The organism is Paenibacillus luteus, from assembly GCF_006542765.1.
In the GTDB taxonomy this organism is placed as follows: domain Bacteria; phylum Bacillota; class Bacilli; order Paenibacillales; family Paenibacillaceae; genus Pristimantibacillus; species Pristimantibacillus luteus.
This window is the reverse complement of sequence record NZ_SKCD01000077.1, coordinates 48603-65558: the sequence shown is the minus strand read 5'-3', so window position 1 is coordinate 65558 and position 16956 is coordinate 48603. Positions and strand designations below refer to the sequence as shown.

13 protein-coding genes, 1 other RNA gene and 1 riboswitch are annotated in these 16956 nt (G+C 45.6%); of the genes, 10 read left to right on the top strand and 4 right to left on the bottom strand.

Annotated features, from left to right (window positions below; all coding sequences use genetic code 11):
* Nucleotides 1–9: 9 nt before the first annotated feature.
* Nucleotides 10–416, top strand: an RNA gene (gene rnpB, locus E0496_RS32310) — RNase P RNA component class A.
* Between the two features lie 67 nt (nt 417–483).
* Here the strand turns inward: rnpB and E0496_RS32305 are convergent.
* Nucleotides 484–2331 carry a S8 family peptidase gene (locus E0496_RS32305; protein WP_141506056.1) on the bottom strand — a complete coding sequence of 616 codons (1848 nt, stop codon included), beginning with the start codon at nt 2329–2331 and terminating at the stop codon, nt 484–486.
* A 182-nt stretch (nt 2332–2513) separates the two neighbouring features.
* On the opposite strand from E0496_RS32305, the gene E0496_RS32300 reads away from it, so the two are divergent.
* Genes E0496_RS32300 through E0496_RS32290 form a run of 3 tightly spaced genes read left to right on the top strand, consistent with a single transcriptional unit; the run spans nt 2514 to nt 3702 of the window.
* The gene (locus tag E0496_RS32300) at nt 2514–3014 is read left to right on the top strand and encodes a YpuI family protein (RefSeq protein ID WP_141506055.1); all 501 of its coding nucleotides are present in this window, start codon (nt 2514–2516) and stop codon (nt 3012–3014) included.
* Nucleotides 3015–3069: 55 nt separating this feature from the next.
* Nucleotides 3070–3282, top strand: coding sequence for a DUF1540 domain-containing protein (locus E0496_RS32295; protein WP_141506054.1), 213 nt, complete (start codon nt 3070–3072; stop codon nt 3280–3282).
* 6 nt (nt 3283–3288) lie between these two features.
* Nucleotides 3289–3702: a hypothetical protein gene (locus tag E0496_RS32290; protein ID WP_141506053.1), complete on the top strand. Its 414-nt coding sequence runs from the start codon at nt 3289–3291 to the stop codon at nt 3700–3702.
* A gap of 50 nt (nt 3703–3752) precedes the next feature.
* Here E0496_RS32290 and E0496_RS32285 read toward each other — a convergent pair whose 3' ends face one another.
* Nucleotides 3753–4382 carry a GTP pyrophosphokinase gene (locus E0496_RS32285; protein ID WP_139994407.1) on the bottom strand — a complete coding sequence of 210 codons (630 nt, stop codon included), beginning with the start codon at nt 4380–4382 and terminating at the stop codon, nt 3753–3755.
* 160 nt (nt 4383–4542) lie between these two features.
* Between E0496_RS32285 and E0496_RS32280 the strand changes: the two genes are divergently transcribed.
* Entirely contained in the window at nt 4543–5322 is a 780-nt protein-coding gene (locus tag E0496_RS32280; RefSeq protein ID WP_141506052.1) for an ABC transporter ATP-binding protein, read from the top strand.
* Nucleotides 5319–7643: an alpha/beta hydrolase family protein gene (locus E0496_RS32275; RefSeq protein ID WP_141506051.1), complete on the top strand. Its 2325-nt coding sequence runs from the start codon at nt 5319–5321 to the stop codon at nt 7641–7643. Before E0496_RS32280 ends, E0496_RS32275 begins: the two co-directional genes overlap by 4 nt.
* A 112-nt stretch (nt 7644–7755) precedes the next feature.
* On the opposite strand, the gene E0496_RS32270 is transcribed toward E0496_RS32275, so the two are convergent.
* A complete protein-coding gene (locus E0496_RS32270) occupies nt 7756–8466 on the bottom strand; it encodes a queuosine precursor transporter (protein ID WP_141506050.1) in 711 nt (236 codons plus the stop codon).
* An 8-nt stretch (nt 8467–8474) separates the two neighbouring features.
* A riboswitch (PreQ1 riboswitch) is annotated at nt 8475–8519 on the bottom strand.
* Between the two features lie 184 nt (nt 8520–8703).
* Here E0496_RS32270 and helD point away from each other — a divergent pair.
* Nucleotides 8704–11031, top strand: a complete 2328-nt coding sequence (gene helD / locus E0496_RS32265; protein ID WP_141506049.1) for an RNA polymerase recycling motor HelD — start codon at nt 8704–8706, stop codon at nt 11029–11031.
* Between the two features lie 2 nt (nt 11032–11033).
* Here helD and E0496_RS32260 read toward each other — a convergent pair whose 3' ends face one another.
* Nucleotides 11034–11924, bottom strand: coding sequence for a helix-turn-helix domain-containing protein (locus E0496_RS32260; RefSeq protein WP_141506048.1), 891 nt, complete (start codon nt 11922–11924; stop codon nt 11034–11036).
* Between the two features lie 705 nt (nt 11925–12629).
* Between E0496_RS32260 and glgB the strand changes: the two genes are divergently transcribed.
* Genes glgB through glgD form a run of 3 tightly spaced genes read left to right on the top strand, consistent with a single transcriptional unit; the run spans nt 12630 to nt 16829 of the window.
* Nucleotides 12630–14537 carry a 1,4-alpha-glucan branching protein GlgB gene (gene glgB, locus E0496_RS32250; protein ID WP_141506046.1) on the top strand — a complete coding sequence of 636 codons (1908 nt, stop codon included), beginning with the start codon at nt 12630–12632 and terminating at the stop codon, nt 14535–14537.
* A 16-nt stretch (nt 14538–14553) separates the two neighbouring features.
* A complete protein-coding gene (locus E0496_RS32245) occupies nt 14554–15720 on the top strand; it encodes a glucose-1-phosphate adenylyltransferase (RefSeq protein ID WP_141506045.1) in 1167 nt (388 codons plus the stop codon).
* Entirely contained in the window at nt 15717–16829 is a 1113-nt protein-coding gene (glgD, locus tag E0496_RS32240) for a glucose-1-phosphate adenylyltransferase subunit GlgD (RefSeq protein WP_141506044.1), read from the top strand. The genes E0496_RS32245 and glgD overlap by 4 nt, the downstream gene beginning before the upstream one ends.
* Nucleotides 16830–16956 lie beyond the last annotated feature (127 nt).

Sequence of the window (16956 nt, the reverse complement as noted above, 5' to 3'; positions counted from 1 at the left end):
ACGCCACGGAAAGTTTGACAGACAATCGCTGGCGGCCTTGTTGCCGCGAGAGGAAAGTCCGGGCTCCGCAAGGCAGGATGCTGGATAACGTCCAGTCAGCGCGAGCTGAAGGATAGTGCCACAGAAATGGACCGCCGATGGCCGGCTTTATGTCGGCACAGGTAAGGGTGGAACCGTGGTGTAAGAGACCACGAGGAGCATAGGTGACTACGTTCCTGGTAAACCCCATCTGGAGCAAGACCGAGAGGACGCCGCAGCCCCTAAGCTGCAGCCTTTGCCTGAGGCGCGTCCGGGTTGGTTGCTGGAGCCGTATAGCAATGTACGGCCTAGATAGATGATTGTCGCTTCATTGTGGGAGGGTCGTTCCCGTTTGGACCACTAGAAGTACAGAACCCGGCTTACGACAAACTTTCCGCACGAACCTAAACAAACAAAGAGCACCCATCGCTTAGCGATGGGTGCTTTCTTGTGAGTTTGATTACGTTACCTTTCGTATTTTGTCATGATTCTCTCCAGTCTTCGTTTCACCTGATCTGGATAAGTTTGTAAGGCTCCTCCGAATTTAGAAGCAGCTTGAAGTGCTTTATCAATATCGATTTGGCCATAACCAAAGTAATCGTCTTTTCCTTTAGCACCGAGATCAATGGAGGTCTTCCGCATCAGCTCCATGACTTCAACATTCGAAAGCTCAGGATTGACGGATCGAATCAGTCCAGCGAGTGCCGCAACATGAGGGCTTGCCATCGATGTGCCTGACAATGCAGCATATTGGCTGCCGGGATAAGTGCTGGCAATGTTGTCTCCTGGCGCTGCCACGTCGATATAGTCACCATAATTAGAGAAAGAAGCCTTCTCCTTGTTGCTGTCTGTGGCTGCAACTGCGAATACCTCAGGATAAGCTGCCGGATAGCCTGGGCGATCCGTATTGTCGTTGCCGCTCGCTGCGATCATAACGACATCGTGATCATAAGCATATTTAATGGCATCATGTAAGAAATCCGCCTGTGCGTAATTGCCAAGACTCATGTTAATGACTTTAGCCCCATGGTCAACGGCCCAAATAATGCCTTGGGCTACCGAATAGGTGGAACCCGCGCCACTGCTATCGAGAACCTTTACGGGCATGATTTTGTTGTACCAGGATAGTCCGGCAACACCTTCGCCATTGTTGACGGTTGCGCCAATGATGCCAGATACATGCGTGCCATGCCCTACGTCATCATCGGGTTCTGCGGATTCATCAACAATATTCGTACCTTTTATTATTTTACCCTTCAAGTCGGGATGATTGCTTTGCACACCGGTATCCAGAACAGCGATAATCACTTGATCGCTGCCTTTGGACACGCCCCAGCCCTTTTCCGTTTCAATGGACGGCAAATTCCATTGATACTCTGAATATAAAGAGTCATTTGGTACGATTGTGCTTGAAGTTTCATTGGTCATGTAAAGGTAATGGGGCTCCGTATATTCGGTGCTCCAGGTTTGTTTGAAATATGGAATGAGTTGATCGGTTTCCATGTTACGGGACCGAAATACATAGGTATCTCCAATTTGTTTGACAGATTCTGCATTAATATCGCGCTTCACGCGTTCAAGATCAGCAGGGGTCAAATCTTTGGCAAAATGAACAACGACATCCCGAACATGGTAGTGGCTTGCATTGCCATTGTCTTCACCCGTACGAACAGTAATATCTGTCGTTGAATTCGGTTTGACTGATTCAATTTTATAATTTCCTTCTGCAGGATAAGGAACCAATCTCAAGTTACGCAGTTGATGCTTTTCCACGGATTTAACAATATCCTGCTTGATCACACCGACAACTCCGATGCTGGCATGCTTGGAATCTGGAACGCCGAGCACCATGTATCGATTGCCATCCTTAGTTGTGAAAGCAGGTGATTCATATTTGGCACCTTTGGCTACTTGAGCTTTTGCTTCATGGACGTAAGCTTCTGCTTTGCCACCATCCATCTTAGGAATAGAGCCTCGGTTCACGCTGCGGCTGCCTGAAATCCAGCTAATGTAGTTCATATGCATGTGCTCATGCATCAGATGCTCGATTTTTTCCTCAGCTGTTCCCTTTGATCCCATGCCTGTACTCATAAGCTTCTGAAAATCCTTAGAGCATTCTGATGCGCAAAGCATGGCCGTTGCCTTCATATCATTTTGCAGCGTTGCCATTTTGAGCGTATGCTCACGCTTAGCAGAGAAATTAGTCGTCTGCGGAGCTTTCTTGACATCCTTTGGGGCAAATATGGACGTAGTAGGTATAAGCAAGGCAGCTAAGGCTAAAATTGTAAGGGCACCTATCCATTTTCTTGACATGCTTGAGACCTCCATTTATCAATCTGTTTTGAGTTGAGCCTAAACTATAGGTTCGGGTTTCGGAGCAGAAAATATGCGAGTCAAAGCGTCAATCGCCAGTACCACTTCCATGTAATTTGTGGTACGATAATGATGATTGTAGTTTTTACGCGTGTTTGGATTATGAAAGGGGAACTACCTATATGCCAACTGCTAACGTCAAATTGCTTACGGAATCAACTCGTATTAAACTGAAGGACGCGGTTAACCAGCTGGAGCCGTTTCTGAATAACAACTCGCTGCTCCAATTAACGGGAGAGGACCAAGCGGAAGAAACGCAGCTGTTTTACAAAGGCCTTTTATCGGATTTGAGACATTTATTGGTTTTTTCTGAAGTCTCGGTTGAAAAGCTGGGAGTATTGCTCAGACGGCCCAATTTTGATACTGAATATGCTGAACGCGTACTTTATGAAGTGTATCATCAATGTGTAAGTGCGTTTTTCTATCCAAAAAATGAATGTTACTCCGAAGATGGCCGTTATGCCTATACAGGGCAGGATGCCATTCGCTTCCGTTTCAAACCCGGTCGCGATTCACGTGATATCGTACTTAGCGTCTCCAAGGTTTTCGAAGAGCTGCGTGACGAATTGGCTTACTACGAGAACGACTACATGACGCAGCGTCGCATGCAAGGACAAAAATAAGGCAGAATGAATCACCTTCGGTCAGGGAAACTTGATAGTGGAGGTGATTTTTCTTATGCCAAAAGGCGTATCTTGTAGTGTAGCCAACTGTAACTTTTGGAAGGAAGGCAACAATTGCGGAGCAAGCGAAATCAATATCGAAATCGACCAGCATGCCGGTGCACATTTTAACGAGGAATTTGCCGGAGATGATTTCGGATTATTCCATCAGGATCAAGCGGAGCAATCCAAATCAACATGCTGCCTTACCTTTAAACCAAAGGAGTGAGGATTGATGGGGAACTATGAGGACGATTATAAAAAATTGTTGGATAAACACGATCATTCGGACCATGCAAGCCATCCGATTGTAGGCTCTGATCGATTACTTGATGTCAATGAAGAAATGGCTGCAGATTTTGCGGTAAGCCAGCCAGCTTTGTATGGGGAGCGGAGTGAGGACCGGCATGTGGAACGTGTAGAGCCAGAAGCATTGTCTGGCGGTTATGCGCTTGGATGGGTTTCGCTTGTATTTGCGATAGCTTCATGGTTTATCTGGCCGGTACTGATGGGAGCAACATCGGTAGTACTTGGCTTTATCGCATATCGGCAAGGCGCACGCGGGCTCGGCGGTTGGTCTATGGCAATCGGACTTATTGCAGTTGCATTAAATTTAATTATTGTGCCCTTTTATTATGCAATAACGTAAACAGCAGAAAAGAAGCTTCCTCCCAAATTAATGGGCGGGAGCTTCTTTTGTTATTTCAAGGCTTGCTCTCGATGCTTCTGCACTTCCACATTCAAAGCCAGCATTTCACGGTCAAGCAAATGAATCATATCTGCCGAGCCTTTAAGCTGCTGCTGAATATGCGGAGGAATTTGCTCATTGAATTTGTAATAAATTTTATGCTCCAAGCTTGCCCAGAAGTCCATGGCAATCGTGCGAATTTGAATTTCGACAAGCACATTCTCTGTCCTGTCGGTTAGGAAGACAGGAATTTCGATGAGTAAATGTATACTTTGATAGCCGTTTGGTTTCGGGTTGATGACATAATCCTTAAGCTCCACAACACGTACATCGCTTTGCTTGCTAATCATATCGACAATTTGGTAAATATCCGTGGAGAAGGAACAAATGACGCGCACGCCTGCAATATCGCGAATATGCTTCTTCGCATCTTCGAGCGTAATATCAAGCCCTTTGCGCTGAAGTTTTTGCATGACGCTCTCTGGCGCTTTTATTCTTGTTTTCATGTGCTCAATGGGATTATAATCATGAATAAATTGAAATTCTTCATTCAAAATGTTAAGTTTTGTTTCTACGGCATCAAGCGCAAATTTATAAGTCAGAAAAAAATGAGCCCATTGCTTAAGCTGGCTTGTTTTCATTTTGCAGATCACTCCTGATATGGCGAATATGTATATTTGTTGTAGGTAAGGTCTCTTTGTTCCAACGTGTCGTTAATCGTTGTATTATTATAATGGTCGATAATATAGGCCAAGTCAAATTTACAGCCCGCGTAATTGTCAACTGAGGGGAGAACTTTATATGATTATAGATATACAAAATGTTTCTTGGGATCGAAATGAGCAGAAAATATTGCAAAACATAAACTGGACTGTTCAAAATGGGGAGCACTGGTGCTTGCTTGGTCTGAATGGCTCAGGCAAAACGACATTGCTAAACATGATCAATGGTTATATATGGCCTACTGAGGGAAGTATGTCCGTGTTGGACAAAAAATTTGGAGAGTTTGATTTGCGTGAGCTTCGCAAGAGTATAGGCTGGGTCAGCACCTCGCTGCAACAAAAGTTGTACGGAAGTGAAACAGCGTTGAGAATCGTGCTAAGCGGAAAATTTGCCACTATCGGTTTGTACGATGAGACAAATGTAGAGGATGTAAGCCATGCGGAGAACTTGATGGAGTCTCTCGGATGTACTGCATTGATAAACCGTACTTATGATACGCTATCGCAAGGTGAACGGCAGCGCGTGCTCATTGCCCGTGCACTTATGCCTTCGCCAAAGCTGCTCATATTGGACGAGCCATGTACGGGTCTCGATGTGTTTGCCCGTGAGCAATTGCTTCAGATGATTGCAGCCGTAGCGGCAGCAAAGGATGCTCCCACCATCATCTACGTAACGCACCATGTTGAAGAGATTCTGCCTTGTTTTACGAAGACGCTCCTAATTAAAGAAGGGAAAGTTTTCGCAGCTAGAGAAACTTCTGACGTGCTCACATCGGCTACGATGAGTGATTTTTTTGCAGTGCCTGTCCATATTCAAAGGCGTGATGGGCGGAACTGGCTATCGGTTCAAGGAGAATGATGGACTTAATTTTACATGAACCAGAGCATCAAGCGCCGCTGCCGCCTCAGCCGCGCAAATGGGAACGATTGAAATCGTATATCGGCAAAAAATTTGCTTTGCGCAACAACCGTGATCATTATATTTGGCGAGTAGCTACAGGAAGTACTGCACTATTTGGGTCAATAGCAATGGCGACCGCTGTCCTTGGCATGCCAACAGGTTTAGGCACAAGCATTGATCTTATTATTTTTTTGTTAGTTAATCTTGCTGCAACGAGTGCAGCAGCCATTATTGTGTCATTTCTGTTTAATTTGCTTTTTCTGCCACTCCCACGCAGGTTTATGGCTGTATTCGTATATACAGCAATCGAGAGCTATTTTATATTGTATTATGCTGAGTTAGGAGAGCTCTTGTCAGCTATCGTAGCCTTAACTTTCACATCGATTGGAGCACTTGCAGGTGTGCTTATGGCATTCCTCATGAAATTGCAACTAAAGCCAAAGGGGCGAGTGATTGTTGCGGTGGGCGCAGCAGTTGCCGTTGTCGCTATCTTCGCTACAACATATTGGCCAGCAGATGCGGCGCTGCCGCAGAGGGAAATGGAGTTTGTTCAGCAAACGGATGAAAGCCTTGCTGATTTAGCATTGCCGAACCCCTCCAAGCAGGGAGATTTGGCCTATGAAGCCTTTAGCTATGGAAGCGGACAAGATAAGCATAGGAACCTATTTGGCAAGGATGTGAATGTGCAGTCAGCAGCGGTCGATGCCTCTGCTTACATTACGAAATGGTCAGGGCTGAAGACCCGATTCTGGGGGTTTGATGAGCATGAGTTGCCATTAAACGGTCGTGTCTGGATGCCTGAGGGAGAAGGGCCTTTTCCGATTGCATTGATGGTCCATGGGAATCATCTAATGGAGGATTTCTCTGATGGGGGCTATGGCTATCTAGGCGAGCTGTTAGCGAGCAAAGGCATTATTGCGGTCTCTATTGATGAAAATTTTTTGAATTATTCGGTATGGTCAGGAATACCCAATAACGATATGAAGGTCCGAGCATGGATATTGCTCAAACATTTACAGCAAATCAAGCAGTTTGGCGAAACGCAAGGCAATCCGTTTTTTGCGCGCGTTGATTTGGAGAAGGTAGCTTTAATCGGCCATTCACGGGGGGGCCAAGCAGTTGCGATGGCTGCGGACTCCGAACGCTGGTTTAAGGACGACCAGTCGCTGGATAGCTTGGATCAAATCACTATCGAATCTGTTATAGCCATAGCGCCTACAGACAAACAAGTAGACGACAAGTCCGCTAACCTGTCGGATGTGAACTACCTGACATTGCAGGGAGCAAGAGATGCCGACGTCAACAATTTTTACGGCGATCGGCAATTTAGCAGAACAACTTTTGAGGAGCAAGCAAATCAATTCAAAGCTGCTCTATATATTGCGGATGCAAATCATAGTCAATTCAATTCGGATTGGGGAAGAATGGATGAGCGTCCGCCTGGTGGCCTTTTTTTGAGCCGGAAGCAATTATTGAAGGCGGAGGAGCAGCGACAGATTTCGAAGGTGTATGTATCGGCCTTCCTGCAGGCGACTTTACTTGGGGATACCTCTTACAAATCCTTGTTTAAGGATTATCGAGTGGGTCTTGCCTGGCTGCCGCAAACGCTCTATACGAACCGATATGAGGAAGCTCAGTTTACGGAAATCGCCCGCTACGATAACGAAACACGCAAGACCAGCCTGAAGGAGGGCGTCAAAGCAACCGCAACTGGCATGAAGGAATGGCAAATAGCATCAGCCGAGGACCGTGATGGGAAAAACAAAGGAACTAAAGGCATAGAGCTCGAATGGCATGAAGCAGGCGCAGAGTATGAGCTGGAGCTTTCTCCCGAGACGACGCTTGGTGCAGAAGGGATGACAGAAAGCAGCCTTGTTTTCTCCATGGCAAATTTGGAGCGGGATCTGCTCGGAACCGATGGTGAGCAGAATGCAGTAAATAGTACATCTGTGGACGTAGAATTGCCGCCGCTTCCCGTATTACAAATCGAGGTTACGACTATTGATGGAGAAAGCAGAGAGGTTGAGCTTGCGGATGTGATGCCGGTTGCTCCGCCTGCTTACACGTCATTTATGACGTTTGCATGGCTTGAGGAGAGAATTAAGGATGAAAAATACAAGGAAGCCACTGAACCTGTATTCCAAACCTATGTCCTTCCGATGGAACAGTTCAGCTCGTCTGAGTCGTTAATTACACCTAAGGATATTAGTCGAATTAAATTCAGATTCGTTAGCGGACCCGGTAAGGTTATGCTCGATGATATAGGATTTATGCCTTAGAGAAAGCACAAAAGCGGGACGCCAGGCAGTTGGCAGTCCCGCTTTTGTGGCCTATTTAACTCTCGATGCAAGAGTTCTACGCATTAGTTTATTGAAATCAGCCTTTTGCGGCTTACTTATCCTCAGAGAAAGTGAAGCTCCTTGCTGCATATAAGAAGGGCGTCGAACAAAGCGATACGATAAATTTAATCACGTAGGTGGATATGAAAATAGAGAGCCAAAGCTCACTGCTGTATCCAGGAGCGCCCGCAAAGGCGATCGTGCAAAAGATAAACGTATCGACGAGCTGACTGACCGCAGTACTGCCATTATTCCGAATCCATAACTGATTAGGAGCTGGACATAAGCGCTTTAAGACAGAATAAATCTTTACGTCAAGAAATTGACTTACAAAATAAGCACATAAGCTGCCGAGCGCGATACGCGGCATCAAGCCAAACAAGGTTTCGAGTGCATCTTGTACCTGCAAGGGGAATTGTTCATTATGGGGATTAAAGAGCAGCGCCATTTGCATAATAATGGTTGTGGCAATTAACGTGAAGAAGCCAAACCAGACGGCCTTCTTGGCCGCTTTCTCGCCATACTTCTCATTTAACAGGTCGGATGCCAAGTATATGGTACCATACATGGTATTTCCGAGCGTTATGGCAATAATCATGCCGAAAGCATGAATGTCGATGGTTTTCACAACCTGAATATTGGCCAGCACAGTCGCCATTCCAATCCAAGCATAAATGCCGATCCGCCCAAAGAATCGGTAGGAAAGCAGAAATAATGAAAAATGCACGAGCATGAAGATCGCGCCGAACCACAAATTAAACATCCTGAATAAACCTCCTAGTTTTGTTAACGCGGGAGTTTTCGAACCGCGGAAAACATGTTGCAACTTATTTTTATTCGTTTTTCTGCCTTAGTCATTATAAACGCTTCATCGGGAGGCGGCAAGAGCGATTCTGTGCCTTTTAATTACCTAGCAGAAGATGGTAGAATGGATGTTACTGTTTTATAGCAAGTTACGTTAATCGTGGAAATATCTTATTAGTGGTTAAGGAGTGAAAGAATGACGGAGCAAAATAAGCAATTGGAGCAAGAGCAGCAGCGTGTTGATGATGTAACGCTAATCATACGCTCGCGAATAGAGGAGTTTCAGAAACAGGTTGGCGGCCTCCGCGGGGATATTGTCGATATTAGGCGTGATTTTTGGGATGATGTGACCCTTAACTTTGAGGATGCGGCGGAATCTGCTGAGTCTCATGCCAGTATGAAGCAGCAAGCAGAAGTACTGTCTGAGCGGGAAAGAAGCTATCGGCATGCCGAGGAGCAGCTTAAAACGCTTTTGAAACTTGAACATTCTCCTTATTTTGGAAGGATCGATTTGAGGGAGGATGGGCAAGTGGAGACGGAAGCCATTTATTTAGGAGTGGGTTCGCTCCTTGACGAAAGCGGCTACGAGTATTTGATCTATGATTGGAGAGCACCGGTCTCAAGTCTTTATTATGATTTTGGCCCAGGACCTGTTCAATACGAGACACCTAGTGGAACGATCAGCGGTGAATTATCCTTGAAACGACAATTTATTATCCGGGATGCTGAGATCCGCAGTATGTTCGATACTGGCGTTACGATTGGTGACGAGCTCCTTCAAGAAGTGCTCGGCAAGCAGTCAGATGCACAGATGAAGAGCATCGTTGCTACGATACAAAGGGAACAAAATCGCATTATCCGTAACGAACGGGCAAGGCTGCTTATCGTTCAAGGCGCGGCAGGCAGCGGCAAAACCTCGGCAGCACTTCAGCGAGTTGCTTACTTGCTTTACCGCTACCGGGGGATATTAAATGCTGACCAAATTGTATTGTTTTCACCAAATCCGATGTTCAACAGCTATATCGCTACCGTGCTGCCTGAGCTTGGCGAGCAAAATATGCAGCAAACGACTTATCAGCAATATCTAGAGCATAGGCTTGCCAAAACCTATACGCTGGAAGATCCGTTCTCCCAAATGGAGTATACGCTGGCAGCTGTTGACGAAGCGGGCTATGAGGCTAGAATTGCCGGTATTACGTACAAATCCAGCTTAGCTTTCATGCATCTTATCGATGGTTATGCTGCGGAGCTCAGCCATGGCGGTCTCGCGTTTCGAGCTGTAGTGTTTAAAGGGCGCACGCTCATTTCGGAAGAATCGATTGCGGAACAGTTCTATAAAGGGGACCGTTCCATTTCAATTGGCAACCGGATGAGGTTAACGGCGGAGTGGATGCTTAAAGAATTGACGCGCTTAAGCAAGGCGGAGCGTGAACAAGAATGGGTGCAAGAGGAGATCGAGCTGTTGGATCAAGAGGCTTATTCTAAGGCTTACGAGGAGCTGCAGCGCAAAAACCGCTTTTCGGGAAGCTCATTCGACGATTTTGATGCTGAGCGCGATTATTTAGCGGCAATGGTTGTGCAGGAGAAGTTCAAAAAGCTGCGCAGAAGAGTGAAGCGGCTCACGTTTTTGGATGTTCCCACGATTTACAAACGCTTCTTTGATCGTGAGGTGCTCCTAAGTGAACGCTTAAAGGCTAGCGGGCACGAGCTCCCAGTGCAGTGGCAGGAAATAAGCGGTCAGACGATAGCTATCTTGAATAATGGCATTATTTTTTATGAGGATGCGACACCTTATTTGTATTTAAAAGAAAAGCTCGAGGGCTTCCATACGAATACATCAGTGAAGCATCTATTCATCGACGAGGCACAGGACTATTCGCCGTTCCAGTATCATTATCTGAAACGAATTTTCCCTAACTGCAAAATGACGGTGCTCGGCGATTTGAATCAGTCTATTTTTGCGCATGCCGTCACTGGAAACGGCTTTGAGCCTTTAGCGGATATTTACAGTGAAGAAGAGACAGAGAAGATCGTACTGACTCGCAGCTACCGCTCCACCCAGCCAATCGTAGCTTTTACGAGCCGAATGATTGAGGGCGGAGACCAAATTGAGCCCTTTAACCGTGATGGAGAAGAACCGACGATAACCCAGGTGTCCGATGAAGTGCAACTGGTGAAAGCAATGCAAGATCAAATTGGGCAATTGGTCCATGCGGGTTACCAGTCGATTGCAGTCATTTGCAAAACGGCTGCCGAAAGCAAGCGCGTATTTGCGGAATTGCAGCAGGAGCTGCATACACTTCGATTAGTTGAAAAAGAAACGGTCACCTTCGAGAAGGGGATTGTTGTTATTCCATCTTACCTTGCCAAGGGCGTTGAGTTTGATGCGGTTATAATCAGCAATGCAGGCGAGGAGTATTACGAACGGGAAAGTGAACGGAAACTGTTCTATACTGCTTGTACAAGAGCAATGCATGAGCTGCACCTCTTTTATACGGGCAAACTTACTAGGTTTATCCCCTAGATTTATTTTCTAATTTCTTGCCAGATTTCATAAACATCCACTTGAAGCTCCGAAGCGATCAGCTCTGCTGTCAGTCTTTGGGGCTTTAAAATTTTTCCGTTGCGCAGCTTCGAAATGGTTTGTATGGATATACCGGTTAAAGCGGAGAGATGCCCAGCGGACATATCTTTTTTGGCCATCCATATTCTCAGCTTCAGTGACGCATCGACTTGATCATCAATGGGGTTCAAATCCCAAATGACAAATGCAAATTCCCGAACATCACCGAACCCGTCAAGGATGGGGGCGAATGTAACCGACATGTTCAATTCAATGCCGCTTAACTTGCTTGTTCGGATGGTTAAACTTCTCTCTTCTTTGTCGAGCTTGGCTTTTTGCAGCACTTGTCTCATCGGTCCTTGCTCTGTATCGGCAACAAATTGGAGCAGTGATTCGTCATTCATCTGCTGAGCTTCGAACAAGGAATGGCCTAGACTGTCTCTCAAAAAGCGGATATGTTCATGACGGTCTACTATGCCGCTTATGAGTACTTTATTTTTTTCTGACTGCTGCTCAATCCATTTGTAAGGCGTCAGATCTTCAAAGATAACAAAGGACTTTTTGTAAGAATTCACGCTGCACTTCGGTAATGGCTGCTGGTCCAATCTGACGGGCAACATCTTTTTTTGCTTGGTTAAAATACTGACTTCACTTTTTAATACGGGCACCGAGGTTTCAATTTTATATTCTTCCAGAAATATGCTGCCTTTTTCGGATTGAAGCTCATTGATTGTATAACCGGTCATTCGAATAAAAGCCTGGTTCGCATCCTCAATTCGCACTCCGTTATCATCTTGTATCAAAATTAGCATTGGCTGATCCATCATTTGAAAAACTTGTTCATAAATCGACAAACCTAGACACTCCTTGTAATTTCCATTAAATAGCCTATTGAATTATTAAAAGTATAAAATAGCCCTTGCTTTCAAACAAGTGTATCAAGGGTATGAATATGTCGATTTGGTTGCAGTTTCAAATACGTAAAATGAGTTTAATTATTTAAACTTGATAGCTTAATGGAAACATAAATTGCGCAATATCCTCCTAAGTGATTCATAATCGCTCTAAACAAACCTACAGCAGGCTTTATTCTATTTCCATTTCCCGATAATATGAAAGCTAACAACCATATCGCTTAGTGACCGAATTGGCAAAAGCACAGGGGAGACTGAATATGAATTATTGCAGCATAGAAAACTGTATGAAGCCGATTAAAGCGAAGGACCTTTGCGCAATGCATCATCAGCGTATGTTAAGGCATGGTGATCCCTATACGGTTAGACCCCGTCGAGCGAAACAAGTGGTAGATTGTAAATGGGTAAATTGCTCAAAAACATCAATGACCAAAGGGTATTGTTCAAAACATTATTACATTCAACGTGTCATTAGAGCAAGTCAGATTAATGTCACTTAATCTGACATTTGGAAAAAATAAGCTGTCGAAATCTATGAAAACGACTGTGTTTTTTTCATGAAACCATGTATAATGTGGGTAAGTGATGTAGACACAGTTTATTTATTCTCATCATAGATCGTCCTTCAGGGAGGTGAAACCACGAATGGTTCAACAGGCACCTAACGGATTATCGCACAAGGATCTATATTTATTCAATGAAGGAAATTCTTATCATAGCTACCGTTTTATGGGTTCTCATCCTGTTCGAGAGAAGGGCAAGGATGGTGTTCGGTTCACGGTTTGGGCTCCGAATGCTGCTGAAGTTAGAGTCATTGGCGGTTTCAACGATTGGATTGGTAAGCAACATGTTATGGATAATGTTGGGACGACAGGCATCTTCAATCTGTTTATCCCGTATATTGAAGAAGGCGAGCTTTACAAATATGAATTGATTGCTTCCGACGGAAGCTTCATCCGGAAAGCCGATCCCTATGCTTTTTTTTCAGAACGCCGCCCGGGAACCGCTTCTATCGTAACGAGTTTATCCGGTTACGAGTGGGAGGACCAGGCCTGGACAAAGCACAAGCGTCAACTCCCCCCCTATTCCAACCCGTTGCTTATTTATGAGGCGCATGCGGGATCTTGGAAAATAAAGGGAAAAGAAGATTTTTATACTTATGAAGAATTGGCTGAAGAGTTGATTCCTTATATTGCGGACATGGGTTACACGCATGTTGAGTTAATGCCGCTGGCAGAACATCCGCTAGATCAATCCTGGGGCTACCAGATTACTGGTTTTTACAGCGTAACTAGCCGTTACGGCACGCCAAAGCAGTTCATGCACTTTGTGGACAAATGCCATCAAGCAGGCCTAGGCGTTATTTTAGACTGGGTACCTGGACATTTCTGCAAGGATGATCACGGACTCCGTCTCTTTGACGGAACGCCGATTTTTGAAGGTGCAGACGCCAAGCGTGCAGAGAAGCCGCTATGGGGAACACTTTCTTTTGATTTTGGAAAGAAAGAGGTTATGAGCTTTCTCATTTCCAATGCCTTGTATTGGATGGATGTATTTCATATCGACGGCTTGCGAGTGGACGCTGTCGCTAATATGATTAATTTACATATGGACAAACCGCCAGAAATGTTCACATATAATGAATTCGGCGGCTCAGAAAATTTAGATGCTCTACGCTTCATCAAGAAGCTCAATGAAACTGTTTTTCATTATTACCCCGACACATTAATGCTTGCCGAAGATTCATCCGCATGGCCTGCCGTGACTTCACCTACCTACAAAGGCGGCCTCGGATTTAATTTTAAATGGAATATGGGCTGGATGAACGATATGCTGCGCTATATGGCGCTGGATCCACCCGAACGCTCGCAAAACCACCATCTCATCACATTCTCGCTCCTATACGCATTTTCTGAAAATTATGTTCTGCCTCTATCACATGACGAAGTTGTGCACGGAAAACGATCCCTGTTAAATAAAATGCCTGGAAGCTACGAAGAAAAATTTGCTCAGCTTCGCTTGTTTTACGGTTTTTGGATGTCTCACCCTGGCAAGAAATTGCTGTTCATGGGCAGCGAATGGGGCCAGTATGACGAGTGGAAGGACGGCGATATGTTGGACTGGATGGTGCTAGATTACGAGATGCACCAAGGCATGCGGCATTACGTCAAGAAACTCAATCATGCGTATCTCGAGCAGCCTTCCTTATGGGAAAGGGACCGAGATCCAGAATGCTTCCAATGGATTGATGTCCATAATGCAGCGCAGTCGGTCGTATCCTTTATCCGTCGCGGAAATGCTGATTTCACCATTGCCGTAGCCAATTTCTCTAGAAATGATTACCACAATTATCGAATCGGTGTTCCAGAGCCAGGTTCATACCGCTCTTTCATAAATAGCAATGACAAGCAATATGGCGGAACGCAAACACAACCAGAAATTAGCTACAGCAGCGAAAACGTCGCCTGGCACGGTCACAACCAAAGCATTACGCTTCACTTACCTCCCCTTGCATTCCAGTTAATCAGCTATGATCAGGGGAACACACTTTGAGAGGGAGTTGGTGTCCATGGGCCGTAAAGAAATGATCGCTATGCTGCTCGCAGGCGGCGAAGGGAAAAGACTTGGCGTGCTAACGAAGGATTTAGCTAAGCCAGCTGTCTATTTCGGGGGAAAATACAGAATTATTGATTTTACTTTAAGTAATTGCGCCCACTCGGGGATCGATACTGTAGGTGTTCTGACGCAATATCAGCCGCTTGAGCTTAATCGCTATTTGGGCATAGGCAGCCCGTGGGGACTCGACCGCCGTGATGGCGGCATGACGATTCTGCCACCGTTTATGAAACAAAAAGGCGGCGTGTGGTATAAGGGAACGGCTAATGCAATTTATCAAAATATGTCCTTTATTGAGCCATACAATCCTGAATACGTGCTGATCATCTCAGGCGATCATATTTATAAGATGGACTATGAGCTGATGCTGCAGCATCATAAGCGCTCAGGCGCGGATGTGACCATTGCGGGTATCGAGGTAGACTGGAAGGAAGCAAGCCGATTTGGCGTCATGCACATCGACGATGAGGATCGGATTACGGCATTCGAAGAAAAACCGAAAAATCCGACGAGCAATATCGCATCGATGGGCGTTTATATTTTCACCTGGTCCGAGCTTCAAAAATATTTGATCTACGACGAAGCGAGCCGCAACTCGAGCCATGACTTTGGCAAGGATCTTATTCCTGCGATGATGCGTGATGGGAAACGGCTGCATTCTTATCCTTTCAAAGGGTATTGGAAGGATGTCGGCACAATTGAGAGCCTCTGGGAGGCTAACATGGATTTGCTTGCGGATGAGCCGCCTCTGGAATTGGCAGATCCTGATTGGCGCATCTATTCCGTAAGCCCCAATCAGCCGGCTCAGCATATCGGAGCAACTGCTGAGGTTTCAGCCTCACTGATTACTGAAGGCTGCATGATCGAGGGTATTATTGACCGTTCCGTATTGTTCTATGGCGTAAAAGCCGCAAAAAACACCGTTATCTCAGAGTCAGTCATCATGCCGAATGTTCGCATAGGGGAAGGTGCCCGTATTTACAGAGCCATTATTGGCGAAGGCGCGGTCGTACAGGCGGGCGTTACCATCGGAAGTCCGGATGATGATGCCATTACTGTCATTGCTGTGGATCAATATGTGACCAATGATCATTTGCTGCAGGAGGTGGAGCACTCATGAAGCATAAAGTCATGGGCGTAATTAATTTAATTCACGAAACGGATGAACTGGAGTATTTGACGCAAGGCCGATGCCTTGCTACAGTTCCTTTTGGCGCTAGATACCGCTTGATCGACTTTGTGTTGTCGAGTATGGTCAACTCCGGCATTTCCAAGGTGGCGGTTTTTGCCCATACGAAATACCGTTCGCTTATGGATCATTTGGGTTCCGGCAAGCATTGGGATTTGCAGCATCGTCAAAGCGGATTGTTCGTGCTCCCGCCGGCAACCGATGACATTCAGGAAATCAGCCGCGGCGATTTATACCATTTCTATCAACAGCGCGATTATTTTAATCGCTCTTCTTTGGAATATGTCGTCATCACACGCAGCCACATGGTCTGCAATATCGATTTTGAGAAGGTTATCCAGTTCCATGTGGAGCGCGAAGCTGATATCACGGTGGTTTGCAAGCAACAGGAAGATTTGCTGACAGGCAAGGCGCGCAAAGTGAAGATGAATGAGGATGGCCGTATTACGGCTATTCAGGATCATTATGGCCGCATGGCAAGCGACATCAGCTCAATGGAAATGTATATTATGCGTAAGGATTTACTAATGGAGCTTGTTGAAACATCGCTAGCGCAAGGCCAAGATCATCTAGTGCGGCATGCGATATTTTCCAGATTAGATAAGCTTAACGTATACGGATATATGTATGAAGGTTATTTAGGCGTAGTTAATACGCTAAGCAGCTACTATCGCAATAATATGAATTTACTAGACCCGGACGTATGGAAGGAACTCTTTTATCAACCGGGACCTATTTATACGAAGGTTAAAGATGAACCGCCGGCTCGCTATTTAGGCAGCTCCAAAGCTACGAATTCGCTCATTGCGAACGGCTGCCGGATTGAAGGGACTGTAATCAACAGTATATTGTTCCGGGGCGTTCATGTGCAAAAAGGAGCCGTTGTCAGCAACAGCATCGTTATGCAAAACGGCGTTATTGGAGAAAATAGTATTTTACAACATAGCATCTTGGACAAGGATGTTCGCGTAGAGGCTGACCGTGATATTCGTGGTGCTGCCAGCGCGCCGTTCCTTGCCGGCAAGCGGAAAATTATTTAATTTTACATTTTTAACTCTATGCCATCTATCATCAAGAGATGATTTGCCGCGACATATGCCCTTTAACACGATAGGAAGAAGAATGCTGTTTCCAATTGGGTTGATGCAGGTGCTCAAGCGGCGTCAA

Bases quoted from the DNA above. Each gene is read 5' to 3' on its own strand.
- helD (WP_141506049.1), top strand. From the start codon at position 8,704: ATGACGGAGCAAAATAAGCAATTGGAGCAAGAGCAGCAGCGTGTTGAT.
- E0496_RS32300 (WP_141506055.1), top strand. From the start codon at position 2,514: ATGCCAACTGCTAACGTCAAATTGCTTACGGAATCAACTCGTATTAAA.
- E0496_RS32275 (WP_141506051.1), top strand. From the start codon at position 5,319: ATGATGGACTTAATTTTACATGAACCAGAGCATCAAGCGCCGCTGCCG.
- E0496_RS32295 (WP_141506054.1), top strand. From the start codon at position 3,070: ATGCCAAAAGGCGTATCTTGTAGTGTAGCCAACTGTAACTTTTGGAAG.
- E0496_RS32270 (WP_141506050.1), bottom strand. From the start codon at position 8,466: ATGTTTAATTTGTGGTTCGGCGCGATCTTCATGCTCGTGCATTTTTCA.
- E0496_RS32290 (WP_141506053.1), top strand. From the start codon at position 3,289: ATGGGGAACTATGAGGACGATTATAAAAAATTGTTGGATAAACACGAT.
- glgB (WP_141506046.1), top strand. From the start codon at position 12,630: ATGGTTCAACAGGCACCTAACGGATTATCGCACAAGGATCTATATTTA.
- E0496_RS32245 (WP_141506045.1), top strand. From the start codon at position 14,554: ATGGGCCGTAAAGAAATGATCGCTATGCTGCTCGCAGGCGGCGAAGGG.
- E0496_RS32305 (WP_141506056.1), bottom strand. From the start codon at position 2,331: ATGTCAAGAAAATGGATAGGTGCCCTTACAATTTTAGCCTTAGCTGCC.
- E0496_RS32285 (WP_139994407.1), bottom strand. From the start codon at position 4,382: ATGAAAACAAGCCAGCTTAAGCAATGGGCTCATTTTTTTCTGACTTAT.
- E0496_RS32280 (WP_141506052.1), top strand. From the start codon at position 4,543: ATGATTATAGATATACAAAATGTTTCTTGGGATCGAAATGAGCAGAAA.
- glgD (WP_141506044.1), top strand. From the start codon at position 15,717: ATGAAGCATAAAGTCATGGGCGTAATTAATTTAATTCACGAAACGGAT.